Genomic DNA, 17,865 nt, shown 5'->3' on the forward strand with positions numbered 1-17,865 from the left:
AGAAGGCGCTTAAATCAAGCTTTTCTCAGTTCTAGTCACCCTTGCGGGGGTGGGACGACGAATTCAAAAAGAATTCTGTCCCACTCCCATCTTCTCAGTTCATTTAGCTACTGTGCATAAACAACATCACTTTTATGAATCATACGTATCTTAGATTTCATTAATTGAATAAGTATAAATGATATCTTCTTACCAAGCGAATAATCCAACAAACGCTGCAGTAAGTAATGACACTAAAATACCTGCTAATAACATCATTGGTACATATTTAGATACAAAATCTGATGTTTTTTTATCAACAATCCCTTTTAACGTTCCTACAATCATGCCAATCGTTGAGAAGTTGGCAAATGAAACTAAGAATGTTGAAATGACTGCTCTTCTATGTGGACTATATGAATCTACTACTTTACTAATTTCACCCATAACTACAAATTCATTCGTAACAATTTTCTTAGCCATTTGTTGCGCAACGATCCATGCTTCTCCCCATGGTAAACCAAGTAAAAGTGCAAATGGATACATAAATAAACCTAAAATTTGATTCAAGCCGAAACTGCCTTTTACACCAATCCATCCACCAACAAGACCTGTAATCAGATTTATAAAGCGATCAATTAAGTCTGCTAAAGCAACAAAGCTAATGACGAAAGCAATAATGATTAATACCAGTTTACCCGCATTCCATACAGAATCACCTAGGAATGAGAAGAATGGTTGACGTTCAACTGCTTCATCATTCTTAATGCTATAAATGATATCTTCTTGCTCTTCAACACTTACTGGATTCAAGATTGAAGAAACAATAATCGCATTGATAATATTTAAAGGTATTGCAGTTAATACAAGTTCACCAGGTATCATTTGTACATATGCCCCAACAATGGCACCAGAGATAGAACTCATTGACATCATAGCTACAGTTAATACACGCATTTCATTCATGCGTTTAAGTTGTTCATTAGATACAGCTAACGCTTCAGTATTACCTAAGAACATCATTTCAATACCGAAGAATGATTCAAATTTAGGTTGACGTGTAACCTTAGCTAGTACCCAACCAATACCACCTATAACTTTAGGTAGAATGTTGAAATACATTAAAACGTCAAACAATGGTACAACAAGTAGAATTGGGAATAGCGCACTAATCGCCATATCCATTTGTTTACCGCTAGTAAAGCTGCTAAATGCAAACCCTGTTCCAGTGTGTGCGGATTGAATTACCCATGCAATTGCTGAAGCTAATCCTTCTACAATCGTTCTCCCAATTTGGAAATAAACAAAGAACCATGCTAAAAACAAGTTTAAAACAACAAGAATTAAAATAGATTTCCATTGGATATTTTTGCGATCTCTTGAAAATAATACTGCAATTCCCAAAAATGCAAGTAACCCAATGATGTTAATCACTAAAAACATAAGGCACCTACCTGACTAAATTTTTATGACGTGATGTCATGGCATGTTTATATAACAGAACCGTACTTTAAACTCTAATTAACCCCAAAAGTTCCGTTAATAATATATTTCTCATTATACCATGAGGCAATGTTCGAGAAAATATAGATTCGTCAAATTAACATAAATGAAAAAGCGCGAGACAGATTTCGTTTTGAAATCATTGTCTCACGCTCTCTACTTGCTTTACTTATCGTTGTTCATGCTGACCATCTATTTGCTATAACCCTAGATTGGGTTTTAGAAAAACTTAGTATACATGTCTTTTAAATTCGGGTAGTGATTTTACAATACAGCATCACACTATGGTTGGTTACAGGTGTGTTTTACATTCATTTAATCATGGTTCTTTTCAATATCATGATAAATATAATCACCAATATACTGAGACGCTTTTCCGTTCTCTATTGAGCAGAAATCATTATAAAATGCTTCGATTTTATCTTTATATTTTACTTTATGTTGTTCAATTTGTTTTAATTCTTTAGCCAATTTAAATTCATCTGTAATGATTTCACCAGGTAGATCATTCATATAATCCATGTAGAAACCACGTAGTCCTTTATCATATTTTTCTATATCATAGGCAAAGAAAAATTGTGGGCGTTTTAAGATACCAAAATCAAACATAACAGATGAATAATCAGTTATTAACGCATCAGAAATGAGGTATAATTCCGAAATATCGCTATAATTTGATACATCGATTGCAAAGTCGTCAAATCCATGTAAATCTAACGCATTAGCAATAAGATAATGCATTCTTAGTAAGATGACATAGTCATCGCCAATTTCTTTTTGGAGATTTGCCAAATTAATTTTCAAATCGAATAAGTATTGGCCTTTCTTCACAAACTCATCATCTCTCCAAGTTGGTGCATACATAATGACTTTTTTATCTGCAGGTAAATTTAAATTACGCTTAATTTGTTCAATATATTCAGTATCATTTTGACGATTAACTAAAACATCATTTCTTGGGTATCCAATTTCCCAGATACGATCTTCGTCCATCCAAAATGCAGATTTGAAAATATTTGAAGAATATCTATTAGGTGATACCAAACGATCCCAACGCGATGCTTCAGCATAGAAATTCTTCTTATAGTTTGCAGTAGTTGTGCCAGGCATTCTAACCACTTTCATATCGTTAGCTAAACGTTTTAATGGTGTTCCATGCCAAGTCTGAATATACATTTGATTCTCTTTTTTATTTAAATATAGTGGCAATCTAGCATTTGTCACCCAATATTTTGCTTTAGCATAGGCATCATAATACGCTTTTGATCCCTTTTTAACTTTAGTTGCATTGCCTGGAACAATGTTATTTTCAGGCTTAGAAAAGACCCATATATAATTTAAATGTGGATAATGTGTCTGCATGTATTCATAGATATACTTAGGACTATCGCTGTAGTTTTTACCGCCGAACGCTTCAAATACAATGGTATTTGGATCGACCATAGCCTCATTATCACTGAGTTGATATTTTGAACGTTCTTTCATTTTGCTATTTAACAAAATATTTTTAACTAAGCGTGTTTTATTACGCAAATCATTAACATATTTAGCATTTTCAATATTATCCATAGATAAGAATACTATTTCTAAATTGTATAATATCTTTCCATCTTTAAAGATGTCCCATTTGATTGCTTTAACAATCTTAATCAATACATCTTCAAGTGTTACATATCGAGATTTTATATCTCTAAGGGCTGGATCGAAGCCGCTTTTAATTTCATTTTTCATTCTGTTGATCAAGAAATGTTTGACGCGTTTATCATTAGTTCGTCGCATTGCATCAAAGAAACTATTAACGTGATCTTCAAATTTATTTGTAAAGTCTTGATCACTTAAGGTATTACCATAAAACGGATCATAGACTTCGCCACGATAATAGAATGGGAAATTAGTAATTCTAACGAAACGCTCTGCATATTTTAAATATTCCAACACAAATGATGTATCTGCATATATACTTAATGACTCATTAAATTGAATTTGGTGTGCTTTAATGATGGCATTTTTAAACAGAATATTACATGCTGATTCTTTTCTCAAAATTGAGTTTGGACTTTTTTGATGCGTATCATATTGCATACGCACTCTGTCTTTATCTACATATTGTGGACGTTGACTTCTAAATTTATGAATAGGTGCAATCAATGTATCTAAACCATTTACGTGTTGTAGGTAAAAATCAACAGCATAGGATGCTAATTGATCATCCGCATCTAGGAATAGTACATATTGCCCATGCGCTTGTTCTAAAGCTACATTACGTGCATGTGCGTGACCAGTATTTTCTTGTAACTGAATGAAGTGAACGTCTTTGTCATATGTCTTTAACGTTTCTTGTAGTCGTTCTGTTGAACGATCAGTTGAACCATCATCGACAATAATAACGTCGAAGTCTTGGTTTCTTTGACTTTTCAAGCTGTGAATACACTCACTAATATAATCTTCATTATTAAAATACGTAATAATAATCGATAATTTATTCAATATATTTCTCTCCAATTTTCTAATTATTCATCGTATGCGTCACGTCATTGATGAGGGATTGGTAGTTCATTAATGCTTGTTCTACACTAAATTTTTCACTTAATTTTACATCTTTGAAATGGATATTTCTAGCCATTTCCATTGCATTCGCAAACCCTTCAATGTCATCTTTTTCCACAAGTATACCATTTTCGTGATTCCGAATTAACTCACTTGGTCCATAGCGTACATTATACGAAATAACAGGACAACCACAATTAATACTTTCCATAATGGATAACCCAAAGCCCTCATATCGACTTGTTAGAAGGGAAGCAATTGCCTTTGGAAATACTTCTTTAGGCGTATTCGTGTGCCCTTTAAAAATAACTTTATCTTCAAGTTGAAGCGTTCTAACTAGTTGTTTGAGCTTGTTTAAATTACCTTCTTTATCATCGCCATACACTAAAAGTTTAGATGAATACCCTTTTTTCAAATACATATCGAATGCTTTGATAATATGATCAATCTGCTTTTCAGAAGCTAATCTACCAATAAAACAAAATTGATCTTCAACAGCATCTCGATGATTTGATTGCGCTATGTCTAGAAAATGAGGTATCACCTCTATTTTATTATCATCTATATCAAATTGCGATTGAATATCACGTTTTTGGTAATCGGTTAAAACAACATATTTGTCAATCTTTTCATGATTATCAAGCGCAAGCTTATACGAATGACGAACGTTATGATCTTGTAAATGGTTACTATGAAACATTAATATACGCTTAATATTATTTTCACACTCAATCAATGGTCTGTCGAGTAAGCGTGCATCATTGAATACGATACTTCCATCTGCTAAAACATGATTGTAATAATACGTAAATAAAGCTTTTTCTTTTTTGAAGATGCGCGTTTCACCTTGCTTAGTGAAATGTTGTATATCAATCAATTGATTCTTTTGATCGTTCATAAAATGTTTCTTTAAATACATGTTACCCTTTTTATCGTAATATTCTTCCGATGTTTTGATGGCTGTTACGTCGTCAAAATAATCAATTTTATGCAGTCTACCGTTCAAAGTAAATGATTTGCGTTTAGCTATCTTTTGCGTATTGGGATTTATTGTATCTTCAAACTTAATCACCTGTCTGTCCGTATAATATCTACGAAACAATACGTATGTCTGATCTTTATAATACTTTACGCTATCTCCTTCTTGAACAGCTTCCAATCCGCGTATCTTAACCTTCGTTTGGATGGGTAACTTTCGAAATAATTTAGGTTCAACAGGCTCCTCTAATAATTTATAATTCGCCAACCAGTCATATATGTTTTCAATGACTGTGTTGTCAGTAATTAACTTTTTATTTCTAAAAATGCGATATACATTTTTATAATTAGCGTTATAATTCGTCGTTAAAATCGTAGATGTTTGTCCCAATTGTGTTTCTAAAAATTGTATTCTATGCAATAAAGATTTTGTTCTTCCACCATGTGTAGGCGGCAAAGTAGATGTTATTGTATATAGCATAGTCATTCTCCAATCTCATATCTTAATGATGTAAATGTTTATATGTCGCTTAATTAGTGTCGATTATTCCACAATCGCCTTCATAACTCAAAGCATATCTATTATTTCAGGGTTACTTATTTAAAAAAGTAGCTGGAACTATTATTAGTCCCAACTACACACACCGCGCATTATTCAGTTAGGTTTTGTGTTGTAACAAATTGATGATATTTGTCATGGTTACGCATTAATTCAATATGCGTACCTTCTCCTGTCACTTTACCTTGATCTAAGAAAATGATTTTACCCGCTTTTTTAATAGTTGAAAGACGGTGGGCAATAACTATCGTTGTTCTACCTTCCATGAGAACTTCTAATGCCTCTTGGATTTTTTGTTCACTCTCACTATCTAAATTTGCAGTCGCTTCGTCTAATAATAAAATATCAGGATTCTTCACGAAACTACGTGCAATATCAATACGTTGTCTTTGACCACCCGATAATTTCAGTCCTCGTTCTCCTACTAACGTGTCATAGCCGTCATCAAACTGCATGATGAAGTCATGACAATTTGCTAATTTAGCATATTTAATCAATTCTTCATCTGATACTTCTCGATTAATACCATATAGAATGTTGTCACGTATTGTACCGCTCATCATAGAATTCGATTGCATGACATAACCAATCTTATTACGCCAATTTGTGATAGGTACATCATAAATACTTTGGGTGCCATACTTAATATCTCCAGATTCAATGTCATACATACGTTCAATCAGATTGAATATTGTACTTTTACCTGAACCTGATGGCCCAACAAATGCACTGACCTCGCCTTGAGGAATACGGAAAGATACATTGTTGAGAATGGTTTTGATATCATATTTGAAATCAACATTTTCAAATGACAATTCGCCATCGTTGATTGAAATATGATCTATAGGTTGCAAATCTTCCATTGGTTCAATAGGTTCTTGCATAATTTCAAAGATCCTACTACTTGCACCCACTGCCTTTTTATAGTCTGTAACTAATGTTGAAAGATTCATTAATGGCATTGATAATTGCATCACATAAAAAATCATTGAAATGAGTGCACCCGCTGTGATTGCACCAGTTGCTATTCTTATCGCACCGAAACCTAAGATAACTGCAATCATTAATAACATAATTACACTTGAAATAGGTTGAATCACTGCAGTAATTTTGGCTTGTCGTAGACCCAAATTATAAATTTCACGTAAGTTACTATGCGCATTATTTAACTCTTGTTTCTCTGTATTCGATACTTTAACTAATCGCATCTCAGTTAACACACGTCCTAATAATCCACTAAAGTTCGCAATTTCAGTTTGTGTATTCATTGATATCTTTTGCATTTTACGTCCTAGTGGAATCATGATCGCCATAAATATCGGAATAGCAATAAATGTTAATAATGTCATTTGCCAATCCATAATAAATAGCATGACGATTGACCCAATGAGCGTTATAACTGCTGGTAGTAATTGTGGCAATTTCTGTGAAATAAATTCATTAATAACCTTTGTATCGTCTGTCAAACGACTCATTAGCTGTCCGCTTTCATTCTTATCAAAAAATGGCATCTTTAATTTAATGATATGTCCCCATAATATGGATCGAATATCATAAATCATTTTTTCACCAATTTTACTTAGTAAATAAATACCTATACCACTTAATAGTGCATTGGCAATAAATATACCTGCAAATAATAGAACGATATTCCAATTAATACTACTTGTAGAGAATTTATCAACCAGCCGTCCGGTAAATAGCGGAATTAACAGACCACTAATACTCCCTAGCGAAGAAATTATGATTGCCGCGATAATTAGTCCATATGGCCACGACAAACGTTTAAATAAGAAAAATAATGGATTTTGTCCTTTCATATATTAGCCCTCTTTTTATATTCATTTTAAAAATTTAATTATCTCATTTTCCAAGTATAAAGCTTTAGCAAAAAAATTCATATAAACATACTTATATGATAAAATATTTTAGTTGAAATTTTGAAAAAGGAAAGATAAGAATGAAACGACGCTTTACAATGATATTGGTTGCATTGTTAACCATTGCTATTATAGCACCTAAAACATATGCTTCCGAATATGAGCCAACACCTACCGAAATTGCTAGACAATATGGTTACCCAAATGTAACAGATGCCTATCAACCTGAAGGTAGTATTAATGTTAGTCAAACCGGGCAAATTTTATATGACTATCAATCTAACCGAAAATGGTACCCTGCTTCAATGACGAAGTTAATGACCATGTATTTAACACTCGAAGCCATCAATAAAGGGGAACTTTCTTTAAATGACAAAGTACATATTACGGATCAGCATTATCGTATGTCAACGTTACCAGAATTAAGTAATACGAAATTATATCCTGGGGAAACTTATACCATTAGTGAGTTACTTCAAATTACAGTCTCTAACTCAAGTAATGCCGCTGCTTTAATTTTAGCTGATGAAGTTTCTGGAAACGTCAATGATTTTACAGATTTAATGAATAAGAAAGCCAAAGCGCTAGGTATGTCAAATACGCATTTCGTTAACCCAACAGGTGCCGAAAATTCACAATTAAAAGATTTTGCACCATCAAAATATAAAGATCAAGACAATTCCACTTCTACTGCAAAGGACTTCGCAATTCTAGATCACCATGTCATTAAAGAAACACCGAAAATACTACACTTCACTAAGCAACTTGCTCCAACACAACACGGTGTTACATACTATACTTTTAATCATTCATTAGAAGGTGCCGATATGAGTTTGCCAGGTACTGACGGATTAAAAACAGGTTCAAGTGATGTTGCAGATTATAACTATACGATTACAACTAAACGTAAGCAATTCCGTATCAACCAAGTTATTATGGGCGCTGGAGATTACGTTAATTTAGGCGGTGAAAAACAGCGTAACATGATGGGCAATGCGATGATGAACCGTTCTTTTGATCAATATCGTTATAAAAACGTGCTTTCTAAAGGTACGCATAAAATAAACGGTAAAACATACTATGTCAAAGAAAATTTATATGATGTAGTGCCTAAAGACATGACTCAAAAAGATTATAAATTCATTATTAAAGATGGTAAGGTTCATCTTGATTATGATCGTCAATTTCTTACAAAGGACGATGGACCACCTAAAGTTGACGTAACGAAACCCTTATTACACAAAGCAAACACTATTGCTCAAACGACTTGGAAAGAACATCCAATTGTCACTTTTATAGCATTAGCGTTATTAGCAATTGCATGTATACTTATTGTACGTTCAATTATTCATTTATTATTTAAACGCAAATAGCATCAATTAAACGCATATAGTTTGAGACAATGTCTCAGATTCGAGTGATACTCAAATCGATAACATAACGCTGTTATACGACGCCTAGTGGAAATGAACTATATCTACTTTAAAATGACGCACAGGACAGAAATTAAAATACATTCATTGTCCGCTTCTAATATGCTTTAAGCGCGATTTCAAATCAGATAGCTACTGCCAAATGATAAAGAGTCTGGGACATAATTCCTAGAGAAATAGCCAGTAAATGAGTTTTAACAAATTCATTTACTGGCTTCTTTATTTACAATACTCCGTATTGTTGGCTCGCTTGCCCAATGTGCTTTGCTTGTAGAAACTGATTAACTCAGTTTCTCTGTGTTGGGGCCCTTCTTATGGGACAGCTTCAGCCTGTAGTCCTCTAAAGAAATTCTTAGATGAATATTCACTCATTATAGTTGCGACGCTTTCCTGTGGGAAAGGCTCGTGCCTGTAGTCACTCGACACTTTCTTTTCCACTAGGAGTCGCGCAACAACATTCGTCATTCATCTCTAGAATTTCTTACATAAGTGCGCTAGCACTTATGTTCATTAATAATCAACGTAAGAGTCTCGCCAAAATACTTTGTATTTATATGTAATTTTACATTGTAATACTTAAAAAAATAAAGCACTTTCGTATAATTTAATAAGCATCACTAAACTAAATTAACGAGGTGCCTTATGTATAAAGATTAAAACATGACTCAACTTACACTACCAATGGAAACTTCAGTTCTTATCCCCACAAATGATATATCACGACATGTAAATGATATTGTTGAAACAATTCCTGAGAATGAATTCGATGAATTCAGACACCATCGTGGTGCGACATCATATCATCCAAAAATGATGTTGAAAGTAATTCTATATGACTACACACAATCTGTGTTTTCAGGGTGTAAGATAGAAAAATTACTTAATGATAGTATCCGAATGATGTGGCTATCACAAAATCAAAAGCCTTCTTATAAAACGATTAATCGATTTAGAGTAAATCCAAAAGTAGATGCTTTATTAGAATCACTATTTATTCAATTTCATAGTCAATGTTTGAAACAAAATCTTATAGATGATAAAGCTATTTTTATTGATGGTACAAAAATTGAAGCAAATGCCAATCGATATACATTTGTATGGAAAAAGAGTATTCAAAACCATGAGCCAAGGATGAATGATGATTCTAAAGCTCTCTACCATGAATTGGTAACCAATAAAATCATACCTGAGATTAAAAAAGATTGCGATAATGACTTAAAAAAAGAAGAAATAGATTTGATTGGTAGTCATTTAGATAAAGAAATCGAAGGTTTAAACCAACATATCGATAATGAAAAATGTACTAAAATAAGAAAACAAATACGGCTCAAAAGAACTAAAATTAAAAAATACAAAAAGCAAATTAATAATTACTCTGAGCGTAAGCAAAGATACGAAGTTCAAAAATCTATTTTAAAGGATAGAAATAGTTATTCTAAAACAGACCATGATGCCACATTTATGAGAATGAAAGAAGATCATATGAAAAATGGACAACTCAAGCCTGGTTATAATTTACAAATAGCGACAAATTCTCAATTTATTTTATCGTATAATGTGTATCAAAATCCGACTGATACAAGAACAATGATACCATTTTTAAATTCAATTCAAGAGACCTACGGTCAATTACCTGAATACATTGTAGCTGACGCAGGTTATGGTAGCGAATCAAATTATATGGCAATTATAGATAATTTTAATCGGACACCACTCATAACTTATGGAATGTTTATAAAAGATAACACTAAAAAATATAAACACGACATCTTTAATACTCAAAATTGGGATTATGACGAAATTAACGACGAATTCATTTGTCCGAATAATAAACGGCTAGGTTTTAAAAGATATGCCTATCGTCATGATAAGTATGGTTACAAGCGAGACTTCAAATTATATGAATGTGATGATTGTTCAGAATGTCCTCTGAAAAATCAATGTATGAACTTCAATTCAAAAACAAATAAAAGAATAATGAAGCATTATAATTGGGAATATTTTAAAGCCCAAATTAATAAAAAGCTTTCAGAACCAAAAACAAAAGCCATCTACAGTCAAAGAAAAATTGATGTGGAACCTGTTTTTGGATTTATGAAGGCTATTTTGGGTTTCACTCGGATGTCTGTCCGAGGACTCAATAAAGTCAAAAGAGAACTTGGTTTTGTATTAATGGCACTCAATATAAGAAAAGTAACAGCTCAACGAGCTGAAAATAATCAAAAAATTATAAAAAAGACAATTTCTATATTATTTCAATAGAAATTGTCTTTATTTACTTATCCAAGAACTTTATGTCCCGGATTTTTTTAATAGGATTAAATCTCATATTCTTAATTATTTAGCATCTTTGCCATATAATTCTTGTTTAATTTTAGTTGTTGAAATACCTTCCGTACGTTTTAAGTATACAACTTCACATTTGTCTTTTAAGAAGTCAAATTCGCCTTCCCAGTCATGTCCCATTACAAAGACATCTACTTCAAAACGATCTACGTCAGTTTCTTTTTGTCCCCAATCATTCTCAGGAATGACTAAGTCAACATAACGAATTGATTCCAACATCATTTTGCGTTGCTCATAATCATAATATGATTTTTTATTCTTAATTTGATTGAATTCATCTGAAGATAAAGCGACAATTAAATAATCGCCCATTTCACGCGCTCTTCTTAATAATTCAATATGACCATAATGTAATAAGTCGTAAGTGCCGTAAGTAATAACTCTTCTCATATAACGCTATCTCCTTAACATAATTTTTAACATTTTTTCATAACTTTAATTTAGCATAAATAAAATTTACATACCATTAATTATATAAGACATATTACACTATCGCTTTAAAAGGCGTTTGACAGACTGTTTACTATTAAATGCAAATTTCTTAGGCATGACCTGTGCTTTAAATCGGAAATATCCAGGTCGTCCAATACCGACATCAATAAGTGTTTGACGCCACTTCTCATAAGTATCGCGCGTCCAATGCGTTGCACCTTGCTCAACAGCTTGGATAATTCTAAACAACGCATCTCCAGAGTAATTGGTATGTTGCATATCCTTAATATAATGCGTAACTTTATCAATAAAGTTAGGTGTTACTCTACTATATTTTAATAAATAAGCTTGAATAAGATAACTCACGATTAAATCATCCATTCGATAACTATAGTAGGCTTTCTCATTTGTTAAAAGGAGTATCTCCATAACCCTTTGACGTACGCGTCTGGCATCTTCAATATAGGAGATAAACGTATCACCACGCTTATCAGTGATCGAACCTTCTTGCTCATTATATCCATATATCATCAGCGGTAATAATTGTATATCACGTGCAGTTAAATAAGCACGTGTGATAAAGGTATGTTCTTCACAAAACACAACATCTTCATCAAAGCGCAACGCACTAAATTTAGAATTGAATAGTTTTCCACCTGGCCCAATAGATTGCAAGATTTCAGGTGCTTGTGCTAATGATACTAATGCTTCACGGTTCATTTCTTCATGTGTAGGTACAATTTTCCAGTCTCCATGAACGCCTCTTCCAATTTGTCCTATAACGATATCGACTTCTTGATTACGCTCATAATAATCAATCATTTTATCAAGTCTTCCCGGTAGAAACTGATCGTCTGCGTCTAAAAACATAAATGCTTCCACATCATCAGACATTGCAGCTAATCCAAAGTTTCTACTTGCAGCTGCACCTTGATTATCTTGATTGTAAATCATGATATTTTTAACTTCTTTTTGCAATTGCGTAAGTTCATGCCTTGAATGATCTGTAGAGCCGTCATTCACACAAATAATCTCAACTTCATGCGTTGTATCAATCGATTTGATTGCCCTACGTATTGTATTTTCTGCATTATATACAGGAATTATGATAGCTATTTTCATTTTTCCACCATCTTTTCAATAAATTCTGTAACACGTTGAACGCTTGCTTCACTATTATATTTATGCCAATGTTTAAATAATGGTTCAAACAGCGCAACATCATTTTTAATTTTTACAATCAATTCTTCCTCAGTCGTTACTTTATATCGTTGAGGAATGGCTTTGTAAAATTGGTTTAAGCCACGAATTTTATCATATTTTTCTTCGTCATACACATAAAACAATGTCGGTTTATCTAGCAAACTTGCCTCAATAGGTAATGAACTATAATCGCTAATAATGATATCCGCCATAATCATCAATTCTTGAGTTGTCGCTACAGATTGACGTTGCGAAATAGATGGATGTAGTTGATTAATCAATGTGTACTCAGGCAAAGCTTGCTCAAATCGTTCAACATCTATGTGTCTATTATTTTCTGAACCTTCACGATACGTTGGAACATAGACAACTAAGGTTTTATGAATATTATAAAGTCTTTTCAAACGTTCTTGCTCGGCCTTAAGATTGAATTTTAAATAGTGGGTTAAACGAGGTAAACCAAGTGGCAACATTTGTGATTCAGTAGCACCAAATGAGGCCTTAAAGCATTCCCCCATCTCTTTTCCACCAATAAGATAATAATCTGTTGCATGATATACACGCTGGTATTGCTTAACCATTGTGTTGTTAGTTAAATCAACTTGATGATCGGTTAAACCGAAATTTTTTAGGGCACCTGATGCATGCCACGTTTGAATAATCGTTTGTGAGTGTTTCTTAGAATAACCACCTAGCATTAAATAATACGTATCAATGACAATGACTTTTGAACGACTCAACGCTCTGATATGTTTGACGATATGTTTATTTCCTGCAGGTATAAAAGTAATATGGTTAAGATGTTCTAGCCTATATTGTTCTTCAATCTTCGCAATCACAGTTATATTGTAACCCTTACTATCTAAGTCATTAATAATTGGCATGACATCTTCAGGGAACGTCATTAGAACAGTGATACGTTGTTTGTCTACGGATTTCCCTTTAAAAATGAAGTTCAATAATGCAATCATCAACATATATACTTTTTTTATAATTAGTCGCATACGTTTACCTCTCATATTTTCAATATAAAAATTATAAATCAAAACTACCCGATGTGCTGAATATACAAAATCCTTGATAAACGCTTCTACATTTATCAAGGACTTTAAAATTATAAGAAATCTGCGAAATGATCACGATATCTACGATGTAAAATTGAACCTAATACGAAGAATATTAAAATAACGATAACGTTATATAGTAATAATTTCCAATGTTCAATAAAGTACCATTCGTGGAATAATATTGCAGCACGATATGATTCTGCTAAGAAATAGACTGGATTAAATTTAATGATTTCACCAATTGTTCCACCAATACCTGAATCTTTAGGCACCCATAGTATTGGAGACATATAGAATAGAATTCTTAGCAAAGCCTGCATAATCATTTGCGTATCACGTACAATAATGCCGAGCGTCGATGTGAATAATGCAACTGACGCCGTAAAGAAGAATGTAAGTGGTACGTAAATCAATAATTGCACAATATGAATCGAAGGGTAAATACCATTAACGATACAAATGCCAATGATAATTAACAATAATCCTATATGACCATAAAATCGGCTGGTTACCGTATACGTCGGTATAATAGAGAGCGGGAAGTTCATCTTTGCTACTTGATTAAATTTCATCGCTACCGATTTCGTTCCTTCTAAAATACCTTGATTGACGAAGAACCACATACTAATCCCTACTAGCAACCAATAAATAAAAGGTATACCGTGAACAGGCTGGTTACTTCTGATTCCCATACCAAATACGAACCAATAAACCATGATTTGTAATGCTGGATTCAGTAATTCCCATGCTACGCCAAGATAGTTATTCGTATTCGTTATTTTAATTTGAAATTGTGCAAGTCTTTGCACTAAGTAAAAATTCTTGATGTGTTCTTTAAAAACAGATCCTACTGCCGACATTGAAATTAACCACGCTTTCAATTAAATATATACAATGTATTAACGTATTTATTAATGATTCGGATAACTACATTATATATAACATTTTCTCAAAAGTTTAATATAATTATTACGTACGCATCATATTATTATATATTGTAAAGTAGATTACTATAAAATAAGACCATAACTATGGACTTCATTTTATAAAAAAAGTAAAATCTACTTATTGTTTACAAAAAGTTATACAAAATCTCTTATACACTTTACACTAGGTTAATAAATTTAACAACTATTGTATGATGTATTATAATCTATATAAGTATTGATAAGGAAGGAATTATCATGAGCGTATCTGTAAATATCAAAAATGTGACAAAAGAATATCGCATTTATCGCAATAATAAAGAACGCATTAAAGATGCCTTAATCCCTAAAAATAAAAATAATACATTTTTCGCTTTAGATGATGTCTCTATCACAGCACACGAAGGTGATGTCATCGGTTTAGTCGGCATCAACGGCTCAGGTAAATCTACATTAAGTAATATGATTGGTGGCTCAATCTCACCTACTTCAGGCAATATTGAACGCAACGGTGAAGTGAGTGTCATTGCAATCAATGCAGGCCTTAACGGTCGTTTGACTGGTGTGGAAAATATCGAATTTAAAATGTTATGTATGGGGTTCAAAAGAAAAGAAATTAAACAACTTATGCCTCAAGTAATAGAATTTAGTGAATTAGGCGAATTTATTCATCAACCCGTTAAAAATTATTCAAGTGGTATGCGTGCTAAATTAGGATTCTCAATTAACGTTACAATCAACCCTGATATTTTAGTTATTGATGAAGCATTATCCGTTGGAGACCAAACTTTCACACAAAAATGCTTAGACAAAATTTATGAATTCAAAGAAGCCAACAAAACGATATTCTTCGTTAGTCATAACATCCGTCAAGTTCGAGAGTTCTGTACTAAAATTGCTTGGATTGAAGGCGGAAAGCTCAAAGAGTACGGAGAATTAGAAGAGGTACTTCCTAAATATGAGCAATTCTTAAAAGACTTCAAGAAAAAATCAAAAGCCGATCAAAAAGCATTCAGAAAAGGTTTAGATGAAAAACGATTTATTGTTAAATAGCGATCATCAAGATAAAAAATATGAAGAGGCTGGGACAAAATAAAATGTCTCAGCCTCCTTATCATTTTGGCAGTAACTGGCTGAACTGAGGAGGCGCTTGAATCAAACTTTTCTCAGTTCTAGTCATCCTTGCCAACGGGGGCCCGGCAAATGAAATGTTATTAAGAAATTCTATTTGCTAAGCAAGCTAGAAGCGGGACAACGACTTCAAAAGCATGCTGCCCCACTCCTTATTTATTCTTCTTCATTCGTCGCTGTACTTTAAAAATTTTATACATAAATTTAGGAATACTACGCATACGCCCAATACGCTTCCAATCGATTAATAAGCGATATACCCATTCTATATTCAATTGAATAAATAGTTTAGGCGCTCTCTTCTTCGTGCCACTGTAAATTTCAAGTGAGCCACCTACACCCATCATTACAGTACTTTTAAAGGTATGTCGATACTTTTGAATCCACTCTTCTTGTTTTGGAAAGCCCATCCCAACGAAAATATAATCCGGATTAAAACGTTGTATTCGTTTGATGACGGTCTCATCATTTAAGTCTATATAGCCATGATGATAATCAAATTGGGCTTGCGGATATTTCTGCTGTAAATTATTGTGTGCCAGTGTGACTACTTCATGTTTAGCACCCAGTAAATATACCTTTTGATAATTCGTATGCGCAATCTTTAAACAATGTTCCATCAATTCGATACCTGGCACACGTCTTTTTAACGGCGTCCCTAATCGATTCGATGCCTTAATAACCCCAGTACCATCTGGAACAACGTAATCCGCACTATTAATTAGCTGTCTATATGTACTATGCTCTGACGCATAATCAACGATTTCTGGATTAGCTGTCACGATAAACAAATTATCCTCAGTGTCTTGCGTGAAAAATGTTTTGACATGTTCAATCATATCTAGCATTGTTACATTGTCGAATTGAACACCTAAAATATCCACTTTAGTCGCTGTTGTCTCTTTTTGATCATGCATTTAAGTAATCTCCTTACTGTCTAAACCATTTCATATGCATATAGTATATGAAAATAGAATCATAATAAATAATTATTTTTTTCTTCTCAACACGTTTTCAACTGATATTCATGTTCTCTCTAAAAGATACATCTAAAGTCTAAACGCTAAATCATTAAATTTACTTTATAATCAATACTATAATCTTATACTCGACGAGGTCAATTATGGTCTATTTAGAACAATTTTTTACTACAACTATCAATTTAAATATATATTTAATCCTTATTATAGCAATGATCTATATAATGATTCATCAAAATAGACATCGCTCATTTAATCAGTATTTAGACGTTTATTTAAACTATATTCCTGTACTTACACATGAATTTGGTCATGTATTATTTAATAAAATCAGTGGCGGACGCGCAAAAGATTTGGTTATCGTTACCCGTCCATCTGAACGATTGCAAACGATGCAACAAGGTTATGCTATTACGCAATCCAAAGGGCGTATTGGACAATTCATTACAACACTAGGCGGCTATATCATGCCTCCATTGATGCTCTTAATTGGTCTAAGTGCTGCTTATTATGGTCATCCAAGTCTATTCTTAAGCGTTTATATCATTATTTTTATTTATTTTTTCATTCTAACATCACGCAAACTATCACCAATGATTGTATTAATCATATTCATCGCACTTTTATACTTTTTAGTGCAACACGATAATCAATTGCTATTTTATTATTTAGTCATTTTTATGTATCATCTGATTCTTGGCGTATTATTAGGCGAAGTTTTACAATCAAGTTGGACAATATTTAAACTAACATTTCAACGACCCATCCCGAGTTGGGATGGGCGTACCTTAACAGAAATCACACGTATACCCACGTTCATTTTCAGTACCTTATGGATAGCGTTTAACGCGTTAGCAATATACATTATGCTTATCTTCACACTTTAATTCAATTTAAACAA

The 17,865-nt window shown here is 32.9% G+C and carries 12 protein-coding genes and 1 pseudogene; 4 read left to right on the plus strand and 9 right to left on the minus strand.

Going from position 1 to position 17,865, the window contains the following annotated elements; all coding sequences use genetic code 11:
* Positions 1 to 189: 189 nt before the first annotated feature.
* The 4 genes from KA878_RS03680 to KA878_RS03695 form a co-directional block, all read right to left on the minus strand.
* Positions 190 to 1,422: a NupC/NupG family nucleoside CNT transporter gene (locus KA878_RS03680; RefSeq protein ID WP_193839669.1), complete on the minus strand. Its 1,233-nt coding sequence runs from the start codon at positions 1,420 to 1,422 to the stop codon at positions 190 to 192.
* Between the two features lie 375 nt (positions 1,423 to 1,797).
* Positions 1,798 to 3,969 (minus strand): bifunctional glycosyltransferase/CDP-glycerol:glycerophosphate glycerophosphotransferase, encoded by a 2,172-nt coding sequence (locus KA878_RS03685; RefSeq protein ID WP_193839670.1) that lies wholly within the window; start codon positions 3,967 to 3,969, stop codon positions 1,798 to 1,800.
* Between the two features lie 19 nt (positions 3,970 to 3,988).
* Entirely contained in the window at positions 3,989 to 5,488 is a 1,500-nt protein-coding gene (locus KA878_RS03690) for a glycosyltransferase (RefSeq protein WP_193839671.1), read from the minus strand.
* A 170-nt stretch (positions 5,489 to 5,658) separates the two neighbouring features.
* Positions 5,659 to 7,386, minus strand: a complete 1,728-nt coding sequence (locus tag KA878_RS03695) for an ABC transporter ATP-binding protein (protein ID WP_193839672.1) — start codon at positions 7,384 to 7,386, stop codon at positions 5,659 to 5,661.
* A gap of 140 nt (positions 7,387 to 7,526) precedes the next feature.
* On the opposite strand from KA878_RS03695, the gene pbp4 reads away from it, so the two are divergent.
* A complete protein-coding gene (gene pbp4 / locus KA878_RS03700; RefSeq protein ID WP_193839673.1) occupies positions 7,527 to 8,819 on the plus strand; it encodes a penicillin-binding protein PBP4 in 1,293 nt (430 codons plus the stop codon).
* 720 nt (positions 8,820 to 9,539) lie between these two features.
* Positions 9,540 to 11,224 (plus strand): annotated as a pseudogene (locus tag KA878_RS03705) (IS1182 family transposase).
* Here the strand turns inward: KA878_RS03705 and tagD are convergent.
* The 4 genes from tagD to KA878_RS03725 all read right to left on the minus strand — a co-directional run bounded on the left by tagD (position 11,217) and on the right by KA878_RS03725 (position 14,787).
* Positions 11,217 to 11,615, minus strand: coding sequence for a glycerol-3-phosphate cytidylyltransferase (gene tagD / locus KA878_RS03710; RefSeq protein ID WP_016930898.1), 399 nt, complete (start codon positions 11,613 to 11,615; stop codon positions 11,217 to 11,219). The pseudogene KA878_RS03705 and the gene tagD sit on opposite strands and share 8 nt — an antisense overlap.
* A gap of 99 nt (positions 11,616 to 11,714) precedes the next feature.
* On the minus strand, positions 11,715 to 12,779 hold the full coding sequence (locus KA878_RS03715; RefSeq protein WP_075108859.1) for a glycosyltransferase family 2 protein: 1,065 nt from the start codon (positions 12,777 to 12,779) through the stop codon (positions 11,715 to 11,717).
* Entirely contained in the window at positions 12,776 to 13,864 is a 1,089-nt protein-coding gene (tarB, locus tag KA878_RS03720) for a teichoic acid glycerol-phosphate primase TarB (RefSeq protein WP_193839674.1), read from the minus strand. The genes KA878_RS03715 and tarB overlap by 4 nt, the downstream gene beginning before the upstream one ends.
* 110 nt (positions 13,865 to 13,974) lie before the next feature.
* Entirely contained in the window at positions 13,975 to 14,787 is an 813-nt protein-coding gene (locus KA878_RS03725; protein WP_049426488.1) for an ABC transporter permease, read from the minus strand.
* A gap of 324 nt (positions 14,788 to 15,111) precedes the next feature.
* On the opposite strand from KA878_RS03725, the gene tagH reads away from it, so the two are divergent.
* On the plus strand, positions 15,112 to 15,906 hold the full coding sequence (tagH, locus tag KA878_RS03730; RefSeq protein ID WP_049426487.1) for a teichoic acids export ABC transporter ATP-binding subunit TagH: 795 nt from the start codon (positions 15,112 to 15,114) through the stop codon (positions 15,904 to 15,906).
* A 230-nt stretch (positions 15,907 to 16,136) separates the two neighbouring features.
* On the opposite strand, the gene tarA is transcribed toward tagH, so the two are convergent.
* Positions 16,137 to 16,901 (minus strand): N-acetylglucosaminyldiphosphoundecaprenol N-acetyl-beta-D-mannosaminyltransferase TarA, encoded by a 765-nt coding sequence (gene tarA, locus KA878_RS03735; protein WP_075108856.1) that lies wholly within the window; start codon positions 16,899 to 16,901, stop codon positions 16,137 to 16,139.
* 206 nt (positions 16,902 to 17,107) lie between these two features.
* On the opposite strand from tarA, the gene KA878_RS03740 reads away from it, so the two are divergent.
* Positions 17,108 to 17,851 carry a M50 family metallopeptidase gene (locus KA878_RS03740; RefSeq protein ID WP_193839675.1) on the plus strand — a complete coding sequence of 248 codons (744 nt, stop codon included), beginning with the start codon at positions 17,108 to 17,110 and terminating at the stop codon, positions 17,849 to 17,851.
* Positions 17,852 to 17,865: the final 14 nt, after the last annotated feature.

The sequence above is a fragment of the Staphylococcus sp. GDY8P57P genome, from assembly GCF_017892585.1.
In the GTDB taxonomy this organism is placed as follows: Bacteria; Bacillota; Bacilli; order Staphylococcales; family Staphylococcaceae; genus Staphylococcus; species Staphylococcus borealis.